We start from the raw sequence: 23,053 nt of genomic DNA, 5'->3' as shown, positions 1-23,053 counted from the left end.
AATTAAAAAAAGCATGTTTATTGTATCATTTAGCTATATTTACATTCGTGTGTGAAGTATGGAATTGATTCTTTTAAAACGCAGATTATTGGGGGAAATGAAGTGAAAATAACCAAAATTAATGTCGCACCAAAAGCAGTTAGATTAAAAGAACCAATCACGATTTCATTAGGAACAATTGAGCATTCAATGAGTGCAGTCGTTGAAATTGAAACTGATGAAGGAATTATTGGTTATGGTGAAGGCTCACCGGGCATCTTGATCACAGGTGAAACATTAAAAGGCACAACTGAATGTATTCAATTATTTGAAAAACAACTAGTGGGTGTTGATCCTCTAGACCTTGAAAAAATCCACAGTATTATGAATTCTACTGCAGCCAAAGCACCATCAGCAAAAACTGCGATTGATATTGCTTGCTATGATTTATTTGGAAAAAAGGCAAATTTACCAGTTTACAAACTTCTAGGCGGTTTTGATTCAAAAGTTAAAACAGATATGACGATTGGGATTGATCTACCTGAGGTGATGGCTGAAAAAGCAAGACTAGCGGTTTCGCAAGGATTTGATACCTTGAAAATCAAAGTTGGAACAGGTTTTGCTGCTGATGTTGCTAGGATCAAAACCATCAGAGAAGCAGTTGGCAGCCAAATAAACTTGCGTTTAGATGCCAATCAAGGCTGGAAACCTAAAGAAGCAGTAAACACGATCAATCACTTAGCGGAATATGGTATTGAATTAGTGGAACAGCCTGTGGCTTATTATGATATCGAAGGTTTAGCATTCGTTACGGCAAATGTGGCGACACCGATCATGTCAGATGAAAGTTGTTTTGACTCCAAAGATGCCTTACGTTTGATCAAGGCACATGCTGTTGATTTTGTGAATATCAAGCTGATGAAATGCGGTGGCATCCATGAAGCGCTGAAAATCAACAATATTTGTGAAGCCGCAGGTGTTGAATGCATGATTGGATGTATGGTTGAAGAGACTAACATTGGTGTGACAGCCGCAGCCCATCTTGCTGCAGCAACGAAAAATATCACAAGAGCTGATTTAGATGCAACGTTCGGACTGAATGAGGTAGCAATTCCAGGGGGCGTTGGACTTGTGCCGACTAGTTTGATCACATTATCGGATAAAGCCGGTTTAGGCTTGAGCAAATAAGGAGAGTGAGTATCAAATGTACTATGATTTAAACTATATGAGTGTACCTTTACCAGAAGACGTGATTAAACTAAAAAACTACGGTGATTTTGAAGGTGCAGATAAGTTGATCCAACACCTACTCGCTAATGATATACCAGAAGCATTGCGAAAACGTCTAGAAATTGAACAAGATATTATTCGGATTGTCGGTATTAACGAATATCCATTTGATTTTGCTAAAGCTAACGAAATGATGAAAGAAACGTTCAAAGAATATCAAGAGCATGAACTAACTATTTTGAAAGAAACTGGGAAAGTAGATTGGCTTTATATTGACGGAAAGAGTCATTTCCAACGTCGCTTTTTGTTGAATTTGATTAAAACGCAAGCAGATTATGAAGCGAGATTGATCGTAAAAGAAGATAACGAAGTTGATCGTTTGCGAAAACAAGAGTTGACCCAAAATGTTCAATTGATGAAAGAACATGGGAGAAGAAAAGTAAAAATCCATTTAAAAACCAGTATTCAAGTGAAAAAAGAATACGAACGCCCAGGAGAAATAGTCAAAGTATATCTGCCTTTGCCTAAGGAATGTAAACAAGTGTCTGATATTCAGATTTTGAAGACGATACCTGAAGCGACCTTTATTGCACCTGAGAGTGAAGACCAACGTACCGTTTATTTTGAAACGACTTTGGAAAAAGATCAAGTATTTTCAGTGGAATATAGTTATATCAATCAAGTCGATTATGTTGAGCTAGATCCAGAAAAAGCGTCTGAGCTTCAACCAGAATTTGACTTGAATGAAGCGTTACCTCATATTCGTTTTACACCCTATTTGGAACTGTTACTCGCTGAGATTTTGGCTGGGGAGACCAATCCAATTAGAAAAGCCCGAAAGATCTATGATTTTATCACGACAAAAGTCAACTATTCATTTATGCGGGAATATTTTACGATCGATAACATCTCAGAGTATGCTGCAGTTAATTTAAAGGGAGACTGCGGCGTCCAAGCAATCTTGTTTATAACATTGTGCCGCATGGCTAAAATCCCGGCAAAATGGCAGTCAGGGCTATATGTGTCGCAATACTATACTGGCTGTCATGATTGGACACAATTTTATGTAGCACCTTATGGCTGGGTATTCGCTGATCTATCTTTTGGCGGTGGTGCACGTAGAAATGGTGATTTAGATCGTTGGAATTATTATTTTGGAAATTTAGATATCTTCAGAATGCCTGCAAATAGTGAGATCCAAACAGACTTCAATCCGCCAAAACAGTTTTTACGAGCTGATCCGATCGACAATCAGCGGGGAGAATTTGAATATGAAGACCAAGGACTTCCTTATGCATACTTAGATGTAAAACAAGAATTGATAGCAATGGAGGAACTTGTGTAATAAATAAAAAAGAGAAGGAATAGGTGGGAACGTATGAAAAAGGGGTTAAAACAAAGTATCACATTGATCACAACTCTACTGCTACTTTCAGCTTGCGGGGGCAATACGAGCGATAAATCAGCAGATAGTACAGACAAAACAACAACGGGTGAAAAATCAGCGAAAGTATTAAATTTAATGGAAGCCTCTGAAGTGGGCTCGATGGACACGATTTTTACGCAAGATGAGCCAAGCGTTAATGCGCAATCAAATGTTTTTGAAGGGCTTTATCAATTAGACGAAAAAGATAACGTTGTTCCAGCAGTAGCCAAAGACATGCCAGAAATCTCTGAAGATGGTAAAACCTACAAAATAAAATTAAGAGAAGATGCAAAATGGTCAAATGGAGACAAAGTAACAGCGAATGATTTTGTTTTTGCTTGGAAAAAAATGGCCGATCCTAAAAATCAAGCGAATTACTTTTTCTTGATGGATGGTACGATTCTTAACGGGACAGAGATCGTAAATGAAGAAAAATCAGCTGACGAATTAGGCGTAAAAGCATTGGATGATTATACGCTGGAAATCAAAATGGCTAAACCCGTCACTTATTTCACCTCATTACTGGCATTTTCACCATTCTTCCCGCAAAATGAAAAATTTGTGACGGAAAAGGGCAAAGAATACGGCACATCTAGTGAAAATATCGTTTCTAATGGACCATTCTTAATGGAAAATTGGGATCAGGCATCAATGTCTTGGGACTTAATTGCCAATCCAAACTATTATGATGTAGACAAAGTGAAATCAGAAAAAATCCATTTTGAAGTGTTAAAAGAAACGAATACTGTGTTTAATCTTTATGAATCTGGTGAGCTGGATGTAGCTATTTTAACAGGAGATTTTGCAAAACAAAATAAAGACAATCCTGATTACGAAGCGATTCAACGCTCAAAAGTCTATTCATTAAGAATGAACCAAAAAAGAAATGACAAACCATCAATTTTTGCCAACGAAAATGTACGTAAAGCCGTTGCGTACGCACTTGACAAGAAAAGTTTAGTAGAAAATATCTTAGCCGATGGTTCTAAAGACATTTATGGCTATATCCCTAAAGATTTCGTTGCCAATCCTGAAACAGGAGAAGATTTCAGAAAAGAAGCAGGGGACTTAGTTAAAACAGATGAAAAACGAGCAAATGAGTATCTAGACAAAGCGAAAAAAGAATTGAACGGTGATGTAACAATCGAATTACTCTCTAAAGATGGTGATGGCGACAAAAAAGTTGCTGAATTCATTCAAGGGCAACTCGAAAAAACCTTGCCAGGTTTAAAAGTCAATGTCAAAACTGTTCCATTGAATAATTCGATCGAGCTAATGAAAAAAGGTGACTATGAACTTTCTGTCAGTATGTGGGGTCCAGATTACCAAGATCCGATGACCTTCTTAGAAAGTTCGGTTAGTACGAAAAATAAAACAAGCTACCGCAGTGAAAAATACGATCAGCTGATCGATGACGCATCAAATAAATATGCTAATGAACCAGAAAAACGTTGGAAAGCATTGATTGAAGCTGAAAAAGTCTTAGTAGAAGAAGATGTAGCGCTGATTCCGTTGTATCAACAAGCTAGAGGACAGCTAGTCCGCTCAGGAGTTGAAGGAATCGAATATCATAACTTTGGCGCAACCAGCACATATAAAAATGCTTACATTAAAGAATAAATGAACAAAGCGTTAAAACTTTACTAAAAAAACAAAAATCATCCAATAGAAAAACTTGACCTCAAACTAATTTGCTTGTAATATACTACTTGGGCACCTTTGAGAAGGTCAGAAGTTTACAACAAATTTCAGCTCCCTATTCATTTTGGATAGGGAGCTTTTGCTTTTATCATGAGTAAAAAAGTAATTTGTTGTTTGCTTATCTCTACAAATCTATTTTCAGAAAGGGTTTTTTATAATTATGACAAAATATATCTTTGTTACAGGCGGCGTAGTTTCTTCAATTGGGAAGGGAATTGTCGCAGCATCTTTAGGGCGTTTATTAAAAAATCGCGGCTTGAAAGTAACGATTCAAAAATTTGATCCATATATCAACGTGGATCCAGGAACAATGAGTCCTTACCAACATGGAGAAGTTTTTGTCACAGATGATGGTGCCGAAACAGACTTAGACTTAGGTCACTATGAACGTTTTATTGATATCAACTTAAATAAATATTCAAATGTGACCACGGGTAAGATTTATTCGGAGGTATTGAGAAAAGAACGTAAGGGTGAATATTTAGGGGCAACTGTGCAAGTTATTCCTCATATCACAAATGAAATCAAAGATAAAATCATGCGCGCAGCCACTATGACCGATGCGGATATCATTATTACAGAGGTTGGCGGAACAGTTGGTGATATTGAATCATTACCGTTTTTAGAAGCATTACGTCAAATGAAAGCAGACGTTGGTAGCGATAATGTGATGTATATCCACACAACGCTGATTCCATACCTTAAAGCGGCCGGCGAAATGAAAACTAAGCCAACACAACATAGTGTAAAAGAATTACGCAGTTTAGGGATTCAACCGAATATTTTAGTCGTTCGTACCGAATTACCAGTTTCTCAAGGAACAAAAAATAAATTAGCTCAATTTTGTGACGTAGCGCCGGAAGCTGTTATCGAATCACGTGATGTTGAAACGCTATACTCAATACCGTTAGCGCTACAAGCTCAAAACATGGATCAAATTGTTTGTGATCATTTAAAACTAGATGTGCCAGCAGCAGACATGACTGAATGGCGTGCATTGGAAGAAAAAGTATTAGGCTTAAAGAAAACAACTAGAATTGCTTTAGTTGGTAAGTATGTGGAACTCCCTGATGCCTATCTTTCAGTAGTAGAAGCCTTAAAACATGCTGGTTTTGCTTTTGACTCTGATATTGTAATCGATTGGATCGATTCACAAGAGCTGACGGAAGAAAACGTTGCAGAGACGTTAAAAGATGCTGACGGAATCTTAGTACCAGGTGGATTTGGCGATCGTGGTGTAGAAGGCAAGATCGAAGCGATTCGTTTTGCCCGTGAAAAGGACGTGCCGTTTTTAGGGATTTGTTTAGGAATGCAAATGGCCTGTGTTGAATTTGCTCGCAATGTTGTAAAATTAGAAGATGCGGGTTCTGCTGAAAATAATCCAGAGATTCTTAATAACATCATTGATTTGATGGCAGATCAAGAAAATGTTGAAAATCTTGGTGGAACATTACGGTTAGGTTTATACCCATGTAAACTTAAAAAAGGTAGTGTTACAGCTGCAGCGTATGAAGGACAAGAAGTGGTTCAAGAACGTCATCGTCATCGCTATGAGTTCAATAATAAATACCGTCAATTATTTGAAGAAAACGGCTTAGTATTCTCTGGCGTTTCACCAGACAATCGCTTAGTTGAAATCGTTGAATTACCTGAGAAAAAATTCTTTGTGGGTTGCCAATTCCATCCAGAATTGATTTCTAGACCAAATAGACCGCAACATTTGTTTAAAGGATTTGTTGAGGCAGCTTTAAATAATCAATAATAAAAAGGTACGATGTCTGTATAGGACATCGTACCTTTTTAGCTGATACATTAGCTGGAAAATGATCATCCTCCAGCTGCATTATTTTGTTCAGGAGGCGTGCTCGATGGTTGTTCTGGTGGATCACTGCTTGTCGGTGGCTCTGTTGGAGCTGTTGATGTCGGTTGTTCTGTCTGTTGAGTAGAAGAAACTGCCGGAATACTAGCTTGTGTTGATGACGGTTCTGTTTGTGAAGCAGCAGTAGAACTACTTGTTGTTGCTGGTTCAGAACTAATTGGATTTTCCCAAGAAGCAGAGGACTCATAGCCAGTGTTTGAAGGTAAGAGTTGTTCTTCATAAGCACCTTTTACATATAGTTCACTACCTGAACGAATAACACTATCAGGCATGATCCAATCATCATTGGACACTCCCTCAGATAGGTAAGTCATCATTTCTCGATAAACATCGGAAGCAGTTCCCCAATATTCATAAGGAATAGGCGTTAAACGTTGTTTATAGCCCGTCCATACAGAAACTGCATAATGAGGTGTATAGCCGACAAACGTGCTGTCAGGAGCAATACTGGACGACTCAGAGGCACCCATTTTAGCAAGATCATCATCAGTATAATTGGCCGTTCCAGTTTTGCCGGCTTGAATTAACCCAGGAACCCCAGCATTAAAGGCTGTACCGCCAGTAATAACGTCTTTAAGCATATCAGTCATCATATAAGCGGTTGAATCTTTCATCGCACGTTTACTTTCAGTTTCAGTTACATCTTCTGAGCCGTCTTGATAGACAACTTTGTTAACGTAGTAAGGCTTATTGTATACACCCATATTAGCAAACGCAGCATAGGCCGCTGCTAATTTTAGGGAAGAGACGCCGTATTTGTTGCCGCCTAATTCACTAGTATTACTAGAGATTGCATTTGCAGCAACGATATTTTTAAACTCAATGCCCAAATCTTTAAGAAATGCAGCTGATTTATCACTACCCACAGCATCAAAAGTTCGAATCGCTGTTGTGTTACGAGAATACATAATCGCTTTACGCATTGTAAGAGCGCCATAATATTGCATATCTGCATTCGTAACAGGAATATTGGTTCCTTCATACGTGGTCGGTTGATCCATCATAATACGGCCTGTTGAATAGTTTAAGTTTTCAATAGCAGGACCATAATCTGCGATTGGTTTCATAGTTGAACCAACATCTCGATCAGTTTCGATTGCTGTATTTGTACCTAATTGGACATCATCAGGAATATGCCGACCGCCAATTTGTGCTTTGACTTGACCTGTTTTGACATCGATCACAGTTGAAGCAACTTGAAAATCTGGATCAGGGTATTCTACATAGGTGTCGCTGTTGATAATATCATATAGACGTTTTTGTGCGTCCATATCAAGGTTTGTATGAATATCCAAACCATCTGTATAAGGATTTTTACCCATACTTTCTACCTCAGCGATAACTTCTCTGATGTAGTTATCGACGATTTTACGATTTTCATTTGACTGTTTTAACGGCTGTAAACCATCATCGATAGGTGTTGCTTTTGCGTCATCATATTCTTTTTGTGTGATCTTATCATTTTCTTTCATTGTGAATAAAACAACGTCACGACGTTCTTTCGCCATATCAGGTTTTACATATGGATCATAGTCGTTGGGTGCTTGCGGCATTCCAGCTAAAAGCGCGGTTTGAGGAAGCGACAGCTCAGCTAATGGTTTTCCAAAATAGGATTGAGCAGCAGTTTCCATACCGTATAAACCATTTGCCATATAGACTTTATTGATATAATACGTTAGAATCTCTTCTTTTGATTTTTCTTTTTCAAGCTGTATGGCCATCCAAGCTTCTTGGGCTTTTCGTTTAAGGTTTTGATCTTTTTCTTTGGTAGAAAAATAAGAAAGTTTGATCAATTGTTGCGTCAGTGTACTACCACCTTGTAGGCCGCCTGTTCTAAAGTTTGAGAAAGCAGAACCTAATATTCGGATCGGATCAACACCGCTATGCTTGTAAAAACGCTTGTCTTCAACCGATACGACTGCATCTTTAAGCAATTGAGGTACATCAGTTGGTTTGATCATTTCTCGTTTTTCAGCACCAAGTTCTTCAAAAACTTCATTATTTGCATCGTATAATTTTGAAGAGACTGTAGCACTTAGTTTGTCGTCTTCTATTTTAGGGGCATCTTTAGCATAGGACCAGAAAAGACCGACACCTGCCAGAAGACCGACGATTCCAAGAATAACCAATCCTATAAATACTTTTAGAAAGATTCGTTTTTTCTTTGGTTTTTTACCACCATTTGACGGCATATTGACAGTACCGTTAGAAGTAGTAGTATGTCCGTGTCTAGCTGCACGTGAACTTATTTCATCAGTTGTCATTAATCGCAACTCCTTTGTTTGATTGAATATGTTGCTCAACTGCATCCAAGTAGGGAACTCGAGGTGCAATTCCAATTTGGATCTCTATTCCATTTTTTTCAATAATAGATAAAGGCAACGATTTTTTTCCAGTTTTTTCTTGTTTTGACCAACAAGTTACTAATTCTTCTCCGCTAAAAAAGAAACATCTATTCAATGAAGAGAACCACAATAGAACAAAGCAAATTCCATTTTGCGCCAAACATTGCTGGATATGGTCGATCTGGTGTTGATGAAAGTTTTTAAAAGGAAAAGAGGTTTTGTTCTTGGTTTCCTTTGCTTCAAAATCCAGATAATATCCTTTATAGACGCCATTGTAATCAGTAGTGGAAGCTTGTCTAAAGTAAGCTTCTTTGATGACAGCGGCACTACGGCTGGGATAATCAACTTTGACAATTTGAACGGGAGTGGGCTTTTTATGAACGACAGCTTTGCTGTGCATCAGATAATAAGCATTGCTTTTGTTGATTTCTTCTTCAAAATCCATGCCTCGTTTACCAAATTGAATTGATTTTTGTTTTTTTACTTGTTTTTTTGATTTGGGTGCTTCATGATTATTATAGGGAGTACCATTAGGATAATGAAAAGCCATTTCTATCACACTCCTAGCCAACATTATAACAAAAAATCTTTATGAAAGAAAAGGAATGTCTATGGAAAACGTAAAAACACTTTATGTGACTGGTTATAAAAGCTTTGAAATCGGGGCTTTTCAAGACAATGACCCTAAAATTACAGTTATTAAAAATGTATTAAAAAAGGAAATTATGGGCTATTTAGACACCGGATTGGAGTGGGTTTTGGTTTCAGGCAATCTTGGAACAGAAATTTGGGCAGCAGAAGTAGTAGCAGAATTGAAGAATGATTATCCAGAATTGAAATTAGGAATTATTTATCCTTTTAAAGATTTTGGAAATAATTGGAATGAAAAAAATCGTGGGAATTTGGAAAAAATTGAAGTGTTAGCAGATTTCGTGGACGCAGTGAGTCATCAACCGTATAAATCGCCAGCACAATTAAAAATGCATACGCGCTTTTTATTGGAACATTCTGGGGCAAGTTTACTTGTTTATGATAAGGAATATCCAGGAAAGACGCAGTATTTTCTAAAGGAAGCGGAGCTTTTTTCCGAAAAATTTCCTTATGAAATCCGCCTAATTACGATGGATGATTTACAAAACTCGATGGATTCGTGATAATCTGTTTGATTTTCTGTCGATTTTCCGATACAATAATGCTGTTGAACTATGAACTTTTATCCTAATCAAAGAAAATAATGAGGTGTAAGTATGGCAAATTTAGTATACAGTCCCAAAGATATTTTACAAAAAGAATTTAAAACAAAAATGCGCGGTTATGATCCAGTTGAAGTTGATGAGTTTTTAGATAACGTAATCAAAGATTATGAAGCGTACAACAAAGAACTTTTAACTTTACAAGAAGAAAATAACCGTTTGTTAGCAAAACTTGATCAAGCTTCTAAAGTGCAACAAGCAATGCCACCACGCGGCGGACAAGAAATGCCTAAAAGTGCAGCCGTTACAAACTTCGATATTCTAAAACGTTTGTCTAATTTAGAACGCGAAGTCTTTGGCAAAAAATTAGATGACACGCCTGCTTCGAATCCAATTTCAGGTATGAGCCATTCTAATCCATATGAAAGTAACTTGCACAATCCATATGAACGTGAGATAGACAATTCAGAAACACGTCAATTTTAATTGATCGAAACAATTATTTTGTAATTTTCGGGTGATCGCGGTTTGAATTTATTCAGGCTGAGGAAAGTCCATGCTCGCACAGACTGAGATGTCTGTAGTGTTCGTGCTTAGCGAAATCATAAGCTAAGGTGCTTGAAAAAGTAACGGCAGGAAAAATGACTAAGGTTTCGGCTATGTCAAAGTACCCTTGAAAGTGCCACAGTGACGAAGCAATTTTGGAAACGGAATTGGTGGAACGCGGTAAACCCCTCGAGCGAGCAACCCAAACAATGGTAGGGGCGCTCTTCTAAAGGAAATGAACGAGTAGAAGAGGCAGAATTATTTCTGCAGATAGATGATGACCGTCGAGTGTCTTTCCCTGAGAGGCATTCGATACAGAACATGGCTTACAGAAAATTACAAGTATTCAGGAAGACCTTCCAACTTTGTTGTGAAGGCTTTTTTTAAAGTAAGGGATAAACAAAGTTTTATTATAGATAGAGTAATGAGCAGTTCTTAACGATAACAAGAACAAGAGGAGATATAATGACAAAAGAAAAAACATTTAAACTTGTTGCTACCGCAGCGAGCGGTTTAGAAGCATTAGTGGGAAAAGAATTACGTGATTTAGGGATTTCTTGCGAAGTAGAGAATGGGAAAGCATTATTTGAAGGGACTATGGAAACAATTGCTACAGCCAACTTATGGTTACGTACAGCGGATCGTATCAAGATTATTGTTGGTGAATTTGATGCCTTTAGTTTTGACGAGTTATTTGAAAAAGTTAAAGCGTTGCCTTGGGAAGATTATTTGCCGATGGATGCAGAATTTCCGGTAGCTGGAAAATCAATCAAATCCAAATTATACAGCACACCGGACTGTCAATCGATTACTAAAAAAGCCATCGTCAACCGCTTAAGAGAAGTCTATCATCGCCCAGCGACGGTGCCTCTAGCTGAAACAGGTGCATTTTTCCAATTGGAAGTTGCTCTTTTAAAAGACCATGTGACGGTAACGATCGATACGACTGGCCCTAGTCTATTTAAACGCGGCTATCGTATTGAAAAAGGTGGAGCGCCATTAAAAGAAAATATGGCAGCGGCATTAGTAGCGTTGACAAATTGGCGTAAAGACCGTCCGTTTTATGATCCAGTGTGTGGGTCTGGAACGATTTGTATTGAAGCCGCTTTGATCGGTCATAATATTGCACCAGGTTTTAACCGTGAGTTTGTCTGTGAAACGTGGGATTGGTTTGATTCAGCTGTTTTTGAAAAAGTTCGCAAAGAAGCAGATGAGAAAGCAGATTATGATATCAAATTAGACATTATGGGATCTGATATCAACGGAAAAATGATCGAAATCGCTAAAGCAAATGCAGAAGAAATTGGTTTAGGTGATTCTATCACATTCAAACAATTGGCGTTGCGTGACTTTACTACTGAAAAGGAATATGGCGTGATGGTTGCAAATCCACCTTACGGAGAACGTTTAGGTGAGGAAGAATCTGTGCGTAAATTATATAAAGAAATGGGCGAAGTTTTCCGTCCTCTGAAAACCTGGAGCAAATATATTTTAACGAGTGATTTAACGTTTGAACAATATTATGGTGCAAGAGCTACGAAAAAGAGAAAATTATACAATGGTGCATTACGTACTGACTTGTTCCAATATTGGGGAGAAAGACCGCCGAGAAAACCAAGAGAAGAGTAGGTGTAAAAATATGAAAGAACAAGAATTTTTACAAGAAATCAAAGAGATCGAGTTGTTAAACCAAGCTTTAGGTTTATTAGAATGGGATAGCCAAACAGGTATGCCAGAAGCCAGCAGTGGATTTCGAGGCGAAGCAGTTGGCTATTTGTCAGGAATGTCATTTGAGCGTAGCGTAGGACCCAAAGTTCAAGAAGCTCTTGCTTATTTTGACACGCATACTAGTGAGCTATCAGAAGTCGGTTTAGCTATTTATAAGAAAATTAAAGAAGAATACGAGTTAAATCATAGCATTCCTGCTGAGCGGATGCAGGTGTATAACACTGCATTGACAAATGCTCATACCGCATGGCTGCAAGCGAGAAAAGCGAAAGATTTCGCTAAAATGAAAAACGAAATCCAAACGATCATCGATTTCTTAAAGGAATTTATTCCTTACTGGAAAAAAGAGGAAGCGACAAATTACGATGTGTTGCTTAACCAATATGAACCTGGCTTGACGGTTGAAAAATTAGATCAGATTTTTGATCAAGTAAAAACAGGAATCATGGCAATCAGAGAAACAATTGCTGAAAAAGGGACAGTCCCTCGTACAGACTTTTTATCTAGACGTGTAACGAAAGAGCAACAAAGAAAATTTGTAACAGGTGTTGCAGAACAACTAGGCTATGATTTTTCCAGAGGTCGTTTAGACGATACAGTTCATCCGTTTATGTTGGATTTAAATCGGAATGATGCACGAATCACAACCCGTTGGGATGAAACGAATTTTTCGATGGCAACGTTTGGCGTCATTCATGAAGCAGGTCACGGAATCTATGAGCAAAGTATTGATCCTAAATATGATTATACGCCGCTTTCAACAGGTGCTTCTATGGGGATCCATGAGTCTCAGTCGTTATTTAATGAAATTATTATTGGCAGTAATAAACAGTTTTGGCAAAAACAATTCCCATTTTTTAAAGAATGCACAGAAGGTACCTTTGACGATATTGAGTTTGATACTTTTTATGATTCATTAAAAGAAACAAAAGCGAGTTTGGTACGAATTGAAGCCGATAGTTTAACGTATCCACTGCATATCATTATTCGCTACGAGATTGAAAAAATGATTTTTAACGAGAACGTTTCGATCGATGAACTACCTCAAATTTGGAATGATAAGTACGAGGAATATTTAGGGGTTCGACCAGAGAATGATTTGGAAGGAATCGTCCAAGATGTTCATTGGTCTGGCGGAAGCTTCGGTTATTTCCCTTCTTATGCTTTGGGCTACATGTATGCGGCTCAATTACGTCATGCAATGGGCAAAGAAATCGATGTAGATGCAGTTTTAGCAGGTGATGATTATTCCTCAATCAAAAACTGGTTAACGGATCATATCCACCAATATGGGGCATCAAGAAAACCAAATCAATTGATCTTAGATGCAACAGGTGAAGCGTTGAATCCGCAATATTTGATTGATTATATGAAATCTATTTATTATGATGTCTACAAAATCAAAGAATAATAATTTTTATCTAGCAACAGAAATGAGGGAGCAGTTATGTTATCAATCAATGAATACCTGAAAGCTGGTGAAACGACTGTCTCCAATTTGGTCATTGAGAACTATCAAAAAATTGGGTTAACAGACGAAGAATTTTTATTTTGGCTACAGTTGTTCCGTTCCCAAGCAAAAGGTGATTTATTTCCAGATTTAGCTGAAATCAGCCAAATGATGGGAAAACCAATCGATGTTATCTATAAATTGATGAATCAGCTCGTTTCACGTGGCTTTTTGGTCATTGAAACAAAACAAAATGAACAAGGTCAAATGATGGATACGTATGATCTATTACCAATTTTTGAAAAAATTGATCTGTTACAACAAAAGCTGACAGAAAAACAAAAAGAAGTGACATCAGAGGAAACAATCAAACAGCTTTATCAAGGGTTTGAAAAAGAGTTTGGTCGCCAATTATCTCCAATCGAGCTTGAGATGATCGGTCAGTGGTTAGAAACTGATCATTATCAACCTGAACTTATTCGATTGGCCTTAAGAGAAGCTGTGTTAAATCAAGCCTATAGCTTAAAATATATCGATCGAATCTTGCTTGCTTGGGAGCGTAAAAATATTACGACAAAAGAGCAAGTAGCGGAAGATCAAAAACGTCGAAAACAGGCGCTGATCCAAAAAGAAATCGAACAACAAGGTGTCCAAAATGAGCCAATTCCCAAAGTTACTCTTCACAATTGGCTTAATCCAGAAGATAGTGAGTAGGAGGTAGGTAAATGCTTTCCAAAGAAAAGACAATGGAAGCGATAGAAATTATGTATGATATGTTCCCGGAAGCTGCATGTGAACTTACGCATAAAAGTCCATTTCAACTATTGATTGCTGTTATTTTAAGTGCTCAAGCAACGGATGTTTCTGTGAACAAAGCAACACCTGCATTATTTGCTGCATACTCAACTCCTGAGGCACTTGCGGCGGCTCCCATAGAGGATATCATTCAAAAAATCAAAACGATTGGCTTGTATCGAAATAAAGCCAAGAATATTAAAGCATGTGCGGCACAATTAATCGATCAGTTTGATGGAAAAGTCCCTGAAACTCGAGAAGAACTAGTTTCTTTACCAGGTGTTGGTCGTAAAACGGCTAATGTGGTGATGGGAGATGCTTTTGGCGAACCAGCTATTGCAGTTGATACTCACGTTGAACGGGTGTCAAAACGGTTACGAATCTGCAAATTAGATGCCAGTGTCATGGAAGTTGAACAAACGTTGATGCGAAAAATTCCTAAAGAATTATGGGTGAAAACTCATCATACAATGATTTTTTTCGGGCGTTATCACTGTTTAGCTCGAAGTCCTAAATGTGATATCTGTCCACTTCTTTATATGTGTCAAGAAGGTAAAACACGAATGAATGCAAAATAAATAGAGTGACGTAGACAATTTATAGTTTACGTCACTCTATTACTATTTTTAACCGATCCCTATAACAAAATGGATCAATTTATCTGAATAAATCAGTTCATCTAAATCAGTTTTGATTGTTTCATTGAGCAATTTTAACTCATCTGTAACAATACCATCTACACCATAAAACATCATCCGTGTCATTGTATCCTCATCATTAATCGTCCAAGCATACACTTTTTTACCATCGTTATGTGCTGCACTGATAAAATTTTGATTTAAAGTTGTATACTCCATCGTAAAGAAGTCCACATTTGAAACAGGCGGGCCTACAATATTAAAGGGAAGGATATAGCCGACGTAAAAGTCAGGCTCTTTTTCTTTGAGTTCTGTCGCGGTGTTAAACGTTAGGGTTTGAATAATATGCTTTTCAGATAAAATGATCGAACGATATTTATCGATGAAATGATCAACTAAATCAGGGCTATCTTGCGGCGTGGTTTTGATCTCAATCAATAATTTTTGCTTTAACTCTTTGGCTTTGGCTAAATATTCATCAAAAGAGCAAACTTTTGCCTCCATACCATTTTCTTTGGCAGTTAATTTGGTCAATTCAGCTAGGGTCAATTGATTAGGTCTTTTATCTACACCAGTAAGCTTTTTCAAATTAAAATCGTGCATGACTACAAATTGCTTATCTTTGGTTTCTTGAACATCCATTTCTATATAATTAGGATGCTCTAAGCTAGTTTTTACAAGAGCTGGCAATGTGTTTTGTACACCGTTATTTGCATCAACACCTCTGTGAGACAGAGTTAGTGGTTCTGTCACAGAAGGCTTACTTAAAAATTCAGTATTGTAAGTACCGACACCGATTCCAAAAATCACTGCAACGAAAGCAAATCCGCTAACCTTTAAAGCAGTCCATTCTTTTTTCTGCTGTTTAGGCTGATCGAAAAACCATTGAGGCAAGTCAGGTAAAAAGCCCTCATCGTCCATATAATCGATCGTAATATAGAAAATCCCTACAGTGGAAAAGACAATATTAAGAAGCAAAATAAATTGTAACAGTGTCATTCCGATTACTGCACTGGCTAGAGCATAGTTAGGAAATGTTGTTTCAATAATTGCTTGAGCACTAAGAATCACCGTGGTGCTAAAAATAAAAAATAGAAGAATACTGCCACCAATCACAATAAACTGCCCAAGAATCCTGAAGAAGTGATTTTTGGTTGAGCGCCAACTTTCTTTGACCGCTTGGCGAAAGGGAACATCTCTTAAAATCATTTCGGGCAATGCAAAAATTAATCGAATAGAAAGGTAGAAAAAGAGCAAGTAGCTTAAAGCAACTAAAGCAATAATGGTTACGCGATTAGCAAAAATGAAATCCATAATAAAAGCTGGAATTTTTATTTTTGCAAGTAAATCTGAATTAAATCCTAGACCACTAAGTGGCAAAACCAAGAAAAAATAAAATAAGAAGAATAAGATTGTGCTAAAACGGATTTTTTTAAGCTGAAGCAACGTTCCTCTTAGCAGATTTGTTAGAGAAATAGACTGCCTTTTTTTTATGAAAAAAATACTTAATAATAAAAAAGTAAATTCAAAGAATACACAGATCACAATTGCCACCAAAACGATGATCAATGCAATCAGCACTCCAGGATGTTTTGCAAAAATTATTGGCAGTGTATCATACGATAGATAATTGATCTTTCCCTGCTTTAAAATAAAACGGGTAGAGCTAGCTAGCAGCGGAAGCAAAACAAAAAGCATAAAGCCATGCATCAATAAGACATCCCGAAGATAGGCTGAGGTGCCTGCAAAAAAATCAATCATATTTTTAACACTATTTTTCAAGTATTTCATGAATTATTCCACCCTTATGTAAATTAACAAAAGAAAATAGGACACGATTGCATCCTATTCAAGTCTTTATTATATAATGTTTTATTTTAAAATCCTAGCAAACCGTTTAAATAGGTTCCGCCATAGATCAAGGCTAAACTATATAAGAAAATTGAAGCAGGTTTTGCTAAAATGATGATCAAAGTAAATTTCTTTAGTGACATCTTGGTTAAGCCAGCCATTAAACATAGCGCATCGTCTGGTGCTATCGGAAGGAAAATTGCTAAGGCGAATAGGCGCTCAAAGCGTTTTTCGTTATCTAACCAACTAATGTATTTATTATACGTCTTATCACTGACTAAACTTAAGATAAATGGTTTACCATATTGACGTCCTAACAGGAATATGATTACAGAACCAATCGCAATACCAACATAATTATAAATGAATCCAGCCAAAGGTCCAAAAATCAAAACACCTGCAGCACAACTGATGCCTCCTGGAATGATTGGAATAACAACTTGAACGATCTGTACTAAGATAAACAGCACAGGCCCTAAGATGACCGAGTCACCGACTAACCCTCTCAAAGCGTCTACATCCTTAAAAACACCTAATCGCATAAAATAGATCGTTACAGCAATCGTTGCGATAATTCCTATGATTGAAATGCAGTTAATAATTTTTCTTGAAAGCGCGATGCTCATGTGTATCATCTCCTTAAAGTAACTACTCTTAGTATAAAAGTCTTCTTATTATTTTACCATTGTTATTTATCATTTTTTACGAACAAAGTTGTAAGAACGAACCTGATACAAGTATTATACAAAGAAGAATCGTTAAAAACATCCTACTTTAGCCCTAAATGAAAAAAATAACCGAGTGTTTCCTATTTACAAGCAACAATGAGAGGATTATAATTGTTTTAAGGATTAAGGGGTGCCTAAAAATATAATAATATAAACCTGATGATTTATAGTTGGAAGAAGGATAAACATGAAAGAAGAGAAAAATGAAGCAGAAAAGTTGTTGGAGTATGCAAATGGTCCTAGTTTAGAAGAAATCAACAATACCGTTGATGTCCCTAAAAATGCTAGTTTCTGGCGAACACTGATGGCCTATAGTGGACCAGGGGCACTTGTAGCAGTTGGCTATATGGATCCTGGTAATTGGATTACATCGATTGCAGGTGGTGCAGAATATAAGTATGCATTGTTGAGTGTCATCTTATTATCAAGCTTGATTGCAATGCTGCTTCAAAGTATGGCAGCCAAATTAGGGATCGTGACAGGTAGAGATTTAGCTCAAGCAACTAGAGAGCATACAAGTAAAAAAACGGGTTTTGTTTTATGGATCATTACAGAGCTTGCGATCATGGCAACCGATATTGCTGAAGTGATTGGTGGGGCCGTGGCTTTGCAATTACTGTTTGGCTTTCCATTATTGCTTGGTGTGTTGATTACAACATTTGATGTTTTATTATTGTTGTTGTTGACAAAATTAGGCTTTAGGAAAATCGAAGCGATCGTAGCTTGTTTGATTGCTGTTATCTTTTTTGTTTTTGCTTACGAGGTTGCTCTTGCTGATCCAAATATTGGAGAAGTATTGCGAGGCTTCATTCCAGATACCCGGATTGCTAGCGATAAATCAATGTTGTTTTTAGCGTTAGGGATTGTGGGTGCTACTGTTATGCCTCATAATTTATATTTACATTCCTCTATTGCTCAAGCAAGAAAGTTCGATCGTAATGATGACAAAGAAAAGGCTAAAGCGATTCGTTTTACAATTTGGGATTCAAATATTCAATTAACGGTGGCTTTTATCGTGAATTGTTTATTGTTGATTTTGGGTGGTGCTCTATTTTATGGAACGAATAGTGATTTAGGGAAGTTTGTTGATTTGTTTGATGCATTGAAAAATCCTGATATTGTAGGAAATATTGCTAGCCCAGTGCTAAGTATTTTATTTGCTGTTGCATTACTTGCTTCTGGACAGAACTCAACGATCACCGGAACACTTTCAGGACAAATTGTTATGGAAGGGTTTATTCATTTGAAAATGCCGCTATGGATGCGTAGGGTCGTAACGCGTCTGATTGCGATCGTTCCAGTAATCATTTGTGTGATTATTTACGGCGGCAGAGAATCAGCAGTTGAAGATTTGCTACTATACACGCAAGTATTCTTAAGTATTGCCTTGCCAATTTCAATTATTCCGTTGACGATGTATACGAGTGATAAAAAAATCATGGGCAAATTTGCTAATCCAATGTGGGTAAAAGTTCTAGCTTGGATCATCGCAATTGTCTTGACGGCGTTGAATTTATTCTTGATTTACGGCACATTAACTGGTGTTAACGCGTAGAAAGTTAAAAAGAAAGCGATTCTTCATTGAATGGCTTTCTTTTTATGTATATATAGAATTCAATCTATAGAAATGGTAGAATGAAAAAGACTAAAATTTTGAAATGAGGGTTTTAAGTGACTGAATATTTAAATGTTGGAAAAATCGTCAATACTCAAGGCTTAAAAGGCGAAGTACGAATAATTTCTCAAACAGATTTTCCAGAGCTACGCTATAAAAAAGGATCAGTTTTGACATTATTTCAAGAAAAAAAAACGCCAATCGAATTAACGATTAAAACGCATCGCAAACATAAAAATTTTGATATTGTCACGTTTGAAGATCATTTTTCAATCAATGATGTTGAAAAATACCGTGATGGCATTTTGAAAGTATCAAAAGATGGCTTAAAGGATTTACCAGGAGATGAATTTTATTATCATGAAATCATTGGCTTGACGGTCATCGATGAAAATAATGAAGAACTTGGTAAGATCAAAGAGATTCTTTCGCCAGGAGCAAATGATGTCTGGGTTGTTCAAAGACCTAAGAAAAAAGATGCCTTGATTCCTTATATCGAGTCTGTTGTTAAGTCGATTGATTTAGAAGCAGGCATTGTTCGTGTAGAGATTCCAGAAGGTTTGATCGACGATGAAAATTGATGTGTTGACGCTTTTCCCAAGAATGTTTGAAGGGCCAATGGGAGAATCGATCATTGGAAAAGCTGTAGAGAAAAATTTACTGGAAATCAATGTTTCTAATTTTCGTGATCATTCAGATAATAAGCATCAGTCAGTTGATGATTATCCTTATGGTGGTGGCGCTGGGATGCTTTTAAAAGTTCAGCCAATCTATGATAATTTACGAAAAATTGAAGAAGCATCACCGGAAACTAAAAAACGTGTGATCTTGCTAGATCCGGCTGGTAAACAGTTTGATCAAAAAATGGCGGAAGAATTTTCTGCAGAAGAGCATCTAGTTTTTATCTGTGGTCATTATGAAGGCTATGATGAGCGGATTCGCTCTTTGGTTACGGATGAAGTTTCACTAGGAGATTACGTTATGACTGGCGGCGAATTAGGTGCAATGGTTATGATCGATGCCACGGTTCGTCTGCTACCTGATGTGTTAGGAAATAAACTATCTGCGCAAACGGATTCTCATTCAACGGGGTTGTTGGAACATCCGCAATATACGCGCCCAGCTGAATTTAATGGGATGAATGTACCGGAAGTCTTAACGAATGGCAATCATAAATTGATAGCTGAATGGCAGTTGAAAGAATCCCTACGTAGAACCTATTTAAGACGTCCAGATATGCTGGAAACTCTTGAGCTGGATGATGAAATGAAAAAATTATTGGCCGAGATTATTGAAGAAGAAAAGTCCGCAAGTAAATAGAAACTGAACGATCTTTAAAGAAAAATCCCTTTACAGCTTAGAAGAGCTATGTTAAACTATTTCAGTGAGTGCAAAGCGCTCAACTATTACGATATTCCGCTGTGACAAAAGTCATATGAATGTTTGGAATGAGGAGAAAAAAGAATGAATCCATTAATTCAAGAATTAACACAAGAACAATTACGTACGGATATTCCTGCGTTTCGTCCTGGAGACACTGTTCGCGTTCATGCGAAAGTAGTTGAAGGAACGCGCGAACGTATCCAATTATTTGAAGGAGTTGTTATCGGACGCCGCGGCACTGGTATCAGCGAAACTTATACAGTACGTAAAATTTCTAACGGTGTTGGTGTGGAACGTACATTCCCATTACACACACCACGTGTTGCTCAAATCGAAGTAGTACGCTATGGTAAAGTTCGTCGTGCGAAACTTTATTACTTACGTGCATTACATGGTAAAGCAGCTCGTATTAAAGAAATCCGTCGTTAAAAACTTGTTATTGATTAACAATGAACCCCTTGATTTTCAAGGGGTTTTATTTTTTTGTTTGTTTTGCAAAAAAAATCAATGAGTACAAAATAACCTTTTTTTAATACAAAAGGGGGTAAAAAAAGGGGAATGAACTACAAAAAAGTGCTGTCTTTTTACTTTATCTTTAACAAAAGAATTCTCTGAGAACAGGGTTCATTTGTAAGCAACCAATCGAACTAAATTTGAATTTAAGGCGTATGTGAATGAACTAAAAAATTTAAAACAAGTAGGGGTCAGAACTGCTGTTAATCAGTTAGTTGATCGTTATATTCGAGAAAGAAATCAACTGTTATATGAATTCAGTTCTTATTAAGGAGAGTGTTATGAGAGACATGTGCTTTACTATATTTGTCACTGTAAACACATTACTGCTTCTGCACGTTATATCCATGGTATAACATAAAACAATTCTATTTAATAAAATAAGAATATCACCTCTGTATCAGATGAGTGGTACAGCAGGTAAATGATTAACTAATAAGGGAGGTAAGTTATAATGAAAAGTATTTATATTCTTTTAACTCGTTCTAAAACATATATTTCAAAATTGATTCAAATGGCTACGGCAGATGATTATACACATGTTTCCATTGCTTTTGATGGGACGTTGTCACAATTTTATAGCTTTGGACGTAAACATCCACATTTTCCTTTACCAGCAGGACTTATTCAAGAGAGCTTGACCAATTGTTTTTTTGACTATCATAAAGAGATGCCTTGTGCCTTATATGAGCTGAAAGTATCGAAATCGGTCTTTGCACAAGCAATGTCTGAAGTGCAGCAGATGGTAATGGAAAAGCAGCAGTATCGATACAATATCATCGGATTAGTTTGCTGTAAATTCTCCATTCAGTATCAACGTGAAAACTATTATTTTTGCTCTCAATTTGTAGCAGAAATATTAGAAAAGAGCCAGGCAGTTGTGTTACCAAAACCAGCAGAGTTAATACGACCAATAGATTATGCAAATTTGGAAGCTAGTAATTGCTTATTTAAAGGGAAAATTAGTGAATTAGTTGCTAATGTTAATTCTGTACGAGGTATACCTGTCTATGAGCTATTTGAAAGTGTAGTATAGGAGGCAAACCTAATCAGTCATTGTGCCGCCACACCATCATGTATAATAAAAAAATAATTCACTTCCAACTGGTTTCTACATGCTAATTGTGGGAAGCGGTTGTTTTTTTGCACTGAGGATTTTTAATTGCCTTCACTTTTGTGAATAGAGAAGCTCACTTATACAATTTTTACATAAGTGATAGACTGGATTTGATAGTGTTTAATGTTCACACGTATTTTTTTAGTTGCTTTATCTGATTACGTGTGGTAAGATAAATTCATATTAACTTACTAAAAGTAAGTGGAAGGGAGTATATACTTATGACAAAATATGGTGTAATTGTAGGATCTACAAGAAAAAATTCTTATTCAGAAGCGGTTGCAAAAGCAATTGTAAAAGGTTTACCAGCAGATTCAGATGTAACGTTTTTAAACATTAAAGATTTACCGTTGTACAATCAGGATTATGATGCGAATTCTCCAGAGGAATATACGACTTTTAGAAAAGCCGTTGCAGAGCAAGACGCTTTCATTTTTGTTACACCTGAACACAATAGAAGCATTTCAGCAGCATTAAAAAATGCATTAGATGTTGCATCTCGTCCTTGGGGTGAAAATGTCTGGGCAGGTAAACCTGCATTAGTTGCATCTCAATCGATTTCTGGTATTTCAGGGGTCTTAGCGAATCATGTACTACGTCAATCATTGGTATTTTTAGATATGCCAACTATGCAACAACCTGAGTTATATATTGGTCAATCTGATAAATTATTTAATGAAAATCTTGAACCAAATAATGATGGCACAAAAGAATTTTTAGCAGGCGCTGGAGAAAAATTCAGCCAATTTGTTTCTAATTTTAAGTAAACAATGAGGTTGGGGCAAAAGTTTTTAATTTCCAAAGCCTTCAAATCTTAGTGTTTTAGCACTTGGAAATTGATGTGATCGAAGTGTATGGCAATCACCGTTTATCCAGTGTTCACTCAACTATTTCTTAAAAAATCTTGGTTCTATAATATATTGTGTTGGTGGAAAT

At 36.8% G+C, this 23,053-nt stretch carries 20 protein-coding genes and 1 other RNA gene; 17 read left to right on the top strand and 4 right to left on the bottom strand.

The features are described 5' to 3' along the window. The first annotated feature begins 102 nt into the window (after positions 1-102). From RV15_RS13030 to RV15_RS13015, 4 genes are all read left to right on the top strand, one after another. Positions 103-1,167 (top strand): dipeptide epimerase, encoded by a 1,065-nt coding sequence (locus RV15_RS13030; protein WP_071878464.1) that lies wholly within the window; start codon positions 103-105, stop codon positions 1,165-1,167. Positions 1,168-1,183: 16 nt separating this feature from the next. Then, positions 1,184-2,554, top strand: coding sequence for a transglutaminase-like domain-containing protein (locus RV15_RS13025; RefSeq protein WP_071878463.1), 1,371 nt, complete (start codon positions 1,184-1,186; stop codon positions 2,552-2,554). A gap of 33 nt (positions 2,555-2,587) precedes the next feature. After that, positions 2,588-4,255: a peptide ABC transporter substrate-binding protein gene (locus RV15_RS13020; protein WP_071878462.1), complete on the top strand. Its 1,668-nt coding sequence runs from the start codon at positions 2,588-2,590 to the stop codon at positions 4,253-4,255. 241 nt (positions 4,256-4,496) lie between these two features. Beyond that, the gene (locus RV15_RS13015; protein ID WP_071878461.1) at positions 4,497-6,098 is read left to right on the top strand and encodes a CTP synthase; all 1,602 of its coding nucleotides are present in this window, start codon (positions 4,497-4,499) and stop codon (positions 6,096-6,098) included. A gap of 65 nt (positions 6,099-6,163) precedes the next feature. Here the strand turns inward: RV15_RS13015 and RV15_RS13010 are convergent, their stop codons facing one another. Then, the gene (locus RV15_RS13010; protein WP_071878460.1) at positions 6,164-8,479 is read right to left on the bottom strand and encodes a PBP1A family penicillin-binding protein; all 2,316 of its coding nucleotides are present in this window, start codon (positions 8,477-8,479) and stop codon (positions 6,164-6,166) included. Further along, entirely contained in the window at positions 8,469-9,110 is a 642-nt protein-coding gene (gene recU / locus RV15_RS13005) for a Holliday junction resolvase RecU (protein ID WP_071878459.1), read from the bottom strand. Before recU ends, RV15_RS13010 begins: the two co-directional genes overlap by 11 nt. Positions 9,111-9,171: 61 nt before the next feature. Here recU and RV15_RS13000 point away from each other — a divergent pair, with 61 nt between their 5' ends. The 7 genes from RV15_RS13000 to nth all read left to right on the top strand — a co-directional run bounded on the left by RV15_RS13000 (position 9,172) and on the right by nth (position 14,850). Further along, positions 9,172-9,714, top strand: coding sequence for an SLOG family protein (locus tag RV15_RS13000; RefSeq protein ID WP_071878458.1), 543 nt, complete (start codon positions 9,172-9,174; stop codon positions 9,712-9,714). Between the two features lie 93 nt (positions 9,715-9,807). After that, complete coding sequence (gene gpsB / locus RV15_RS12995) at positions 9,808-10,239, top strand: cell division regulator GpsB (RefSeq protein ID WP_071878457.1); 432 nt, start codon at positions 9,808-9,810, stop codon at positions 10,237-10,239. Positions 10,240-10,262: 23 nt separating this feature from the next. Then, an RNA gene (rnpB, locus tag RV15_RS12990) (RNase P RNA component class B) lies at positions 10,263-10,633 on the top strand. A 131-nt stretch (positions 10,634-10,764) separates the two neighbouring features. Then, on the top strand, positions 10,765-11,928 hold the full coding sequence (locus tag RV15_RS12985) for a THUMP domain-containing class I SAM-dependent RNA methyltransferase (RefSeq protein ID WP_071878456.1): 1,164 nt from the start codon (positions 10,765-10,767) through the stop codon (positions 11,926-11,928). Positions 11,929-11,938: 10 nt separating this feature from the next. Next, positions 11,939-13,438, top strand: a complete 1,500-nt coding sequence (locus RV15_RS12980; protein ID WP_071878455.1) for a carboxypeptidase M32 — start codon at positions 11,939-11,941, stop codon at positions 13,436-13,438. A gap of 36 nt (positions 13,439-13,474) precedes the next feature. After that, a complete protein-coding gene (locus RV15_RS12975) occupies positions 13,475-14,191 on the top strand; it encodes a DnaD domain protein (RefSeq protein WP_071878454.1) in 717 nt (238 codons plus the stop codon). 11 nt (positions 14,192-14,202) lie between these two features. Then, entirely contained in the window at positions 14,203-14,850 is a 648-nt protein-coding gene (gene nth / locus RV15_RS12970) for an endonuclease III (protein ID WP_071878453.1), read from the top strand. Between the two features lie 48 nt (positions 14,851-14,898). Here the strand turns inward: nth and RV15_RS12965 are convergent, their stop codons facing one another. Then, positions 14,899-16,701, bottom strand: a complete 1,803-nt coding sequence (locus tag RV15_RS12965; protein WP_071878452.1) for a glycerophosphoryl diester phosphodiesterase membrane domain-containing protein — start codon at positions 16,699-16,701, stop codon at positions 14,899-14,901. An 86-nt stretch (positions 16,702-16,787) separates the two neighbouring features. Beyond that, the gene (locus RV15_RS12960) at positions 16,788-17,387 is read right to left on the bottom strand and encodes a TVP38/TMEM64 family protein (protein WP_071878451.1); all 600 of its coding nucleotides are present in this window, start codon (positions 17,385-17,387) and stop codon (positions 16,788-16,790) included. A gap of 289 nt (positions 17,388-17,676) precedes the next feature. On the opposite strand from RV15_RS12960, the gene RV15_RS12955 reads away from it, so the two are divergent. From RV15_RS12955 to RV15_RS12930, 6 genes are all read left to right on the top strand, one after another. Continuing rightward, a complete protein-coding gene (locus RV15_RS12955; protein WP_071878450.1) occupies positions 17,677-19,044 on the top strand; it encodes an Nramp family divalent metal transporter in 1,368 nt (455 codons plus the stop codon). A gap of 116 nt (positions 19,045-19,160) precedes the next feature. Then, entirely contained in the window at positions 19,161-19,685 is a 525-nt protein-coding gene (gene rimM, locus RV15_RS12950) for a ribosome maturation factor RimM (protein WP_071878449.1), read from the top strand. Beyond that, the gene (trmD, locus tag RV15_RS12945; protein WP_071878448.1) at positions 19,675-20,424 is read left to right on the top strand and encodes a tRNA (guanosine(37)-N1)-methyltransferase TrmD; all 750 of its coding nucleotides are present in this window, start codon (positions 19,675-19,677) and stop codon (positions 20,422-20,424) included. Before rimM ends, trmD begins: the two co-directional genes overlap by 11 nt. Before the next feature lie 144 nt (positions 20,425-20,568). Further along, positions 20,569-20,916, top strand: a complete 348-nt coding sequence (rplS, locus tag RV15_RS12940; RefSeq protein WP_010772344.1) for a 50S ribosomal protein L19 — start codon at positions 20,569-20,571, stop codon at positions 20,914-20,916. A 538-nt stretch (positions 20,917-21,454) separates the two neighbouring features. After that, positions 21,455-22,036 carry a hypothetical protein gene (locus RV15_RS12935; RefSeq protein WP_071878447.1) on the top strand — a complete coding sequence of 194 codons (582 nt, stop codon included), beginning with the start codon at positions 21,455-21,457 and terminating at the stop codon, positions 22,034-22,036. A 302-nt stretch (positions 22,037-22,338) separates the two neighbouring features. Then, on the top strand, positions 22,339-22,884 hold the full coding sequence (locus tag RV15_RS12930) for an NADPH-dependent FMN reductase (RefSeq protein WP_071878446.1): 546 nt from the start codon (positions 22,339-22,341) through the stop codon (positions 22,882-22,884). Positions 22,885-23,053 lie beyond the last annotated feature (169 nt).

Origin of the sequence: Enterococcus silesiacus (genome assembly GCF_001886225.1) — a bacterium.
Lineage (GTDB): Bacteria > Bacillota > Bacilli > Lactobacillales > Enterococcaceae > Enterococcus_L > Enterococcus_L silesiacus.
This window is presented reverse-complemented; position numbering and strand designations above follow the sequence as displayed.

What these genes read in the sequence shown, in the direction of transcription:
- RV15_RS12955 (WP_071878450.1), top strand. Translation starts at nt 17,677, where the DNA reads ATGAAAGAAGAGAAAAATGAAGCAGAAAAGTTGTTGGAGTATGCAAAT.
- RV15_RS12930 (WP_071878446.1), top strand. Translation starts at nt 22,339, where the DNA reads ATGACAAAATATGGTGTAATTGTAGGATCTACAAGAAAAAATTCTTAT.
- RV15_RS12965 (WP_071878452.1), bottom strand. Translation starts at nt 16,701, where the DNA reads ATGAAATACTTGAAAAATAGTGTTAAAAATATGATTGATTTTTTTGCA.
- gpsB (WP_071878457.1), top strand. Translation starts at nt 9,808, where the DNA reads ATGGCAAATTTAGTATACAGTCCCAAAGATATTTTACAAAAAGAATTT.
- RV15_RS12960 (WP_071878451.1), bottom strand. Translation starts at nt 17,387, where the DNA reads ATGAGCATCGCGCTTTCAAGAAAAATTATTAACTGCATTTCAATCATA.
- RV15_RS13000 (WP_071878458.1), top strand. Translation starts at nt 9,172, where the DNA reads ATGGAAAACGTAAAAACACTTTATGTGACTGGTTATAAAAGCTTTGAA.
- RV15_RS12985 (WP_071878456.1), top strand. Translation starts at nt 10,765, where the DNA reads ATGACAAAAGAAAAAACATTTAAACTTGTTGCTACCGCAGCGAGCGGT.
- RV15_RS12980 (WP_071878455.1), top strand. Translation starts at nt 11,939, where the DNA reads ATGAAAGAACAAGAATTTTTACAAGAAATCAAAGAGATCGAGTTGTTA.
- nth (WP_071878453.1), top strand. Translation starts at nt 14,203, where the DNA reads ATGCTTTCCAAAGAAAAGACAATGGAAGCGATAGAAATTATGTATGAT.
- trmD (WP_071878448.1), top strand. Translation starts at nt 19,675, where the DNA reads ATGAAAATTGATGTGTTGACGCTTTTCCCAAGAATGTTTGAAGGGCCA.
- RV15_RS12975 (WP_071878454.1), top strand. Translation starts at nt 13,475, where the DNA reads ATGTTATCAATCAATGAATACCTGAAAGCTGGTGAAACGACTGTCTCC.
- recU (WP_071878459.1), bottom strand. Translation starts at nt 9,110, where the DNA reads ATGGCTTTTCATTATCCTAATGGTACTCCCTATAATAATCATGAAGCA.
- rplS (WP_010772344.1), top strand. Translation starts at nt 20,569, where the DNA reads ATGAATCCATTAATTCAAGAATTAACACAAGAACAATTACGTACGGAT.
- RV15_RS13015 (WP_071878461.1), top strand. Translation starts at nt 4,497, where the DNA reads ATGACAAAATATATCTTTGTTACAGGCGGCGTAGTTTCTTCAATTGGG.
- RV15_RS13010 (WP_071878460.1), bottom strand. Translation starts at nt 8,479, where the DNA reads ATGACAACTGATGAAATAAGTTCACGTGCAGCTAGACACGGACATACT.
- RV15_RS13025 (WP_071878463.1), top strand. Translation starts at nt 1,184, where the DNA reads ATGTACTATGATTTAAACTATATGAGTGTACCTTTACCAGAAGACGTG.
- RV15_RS12935 (WP_071878447.1), top strand. Translation starts at nt 21,455, where the DNA reads ATGAAAAGTATTTATATTCTTTTAACTCGTTCTAAAACATATATTTCA.
- RV15_RS13020 (WP_071878462.1), top strand. Translation starts at nt 2,588, where the DNA reads ATGAAAAAGGGGTTAAAACAAAGTATCACATTGATCACAACTCTACTG.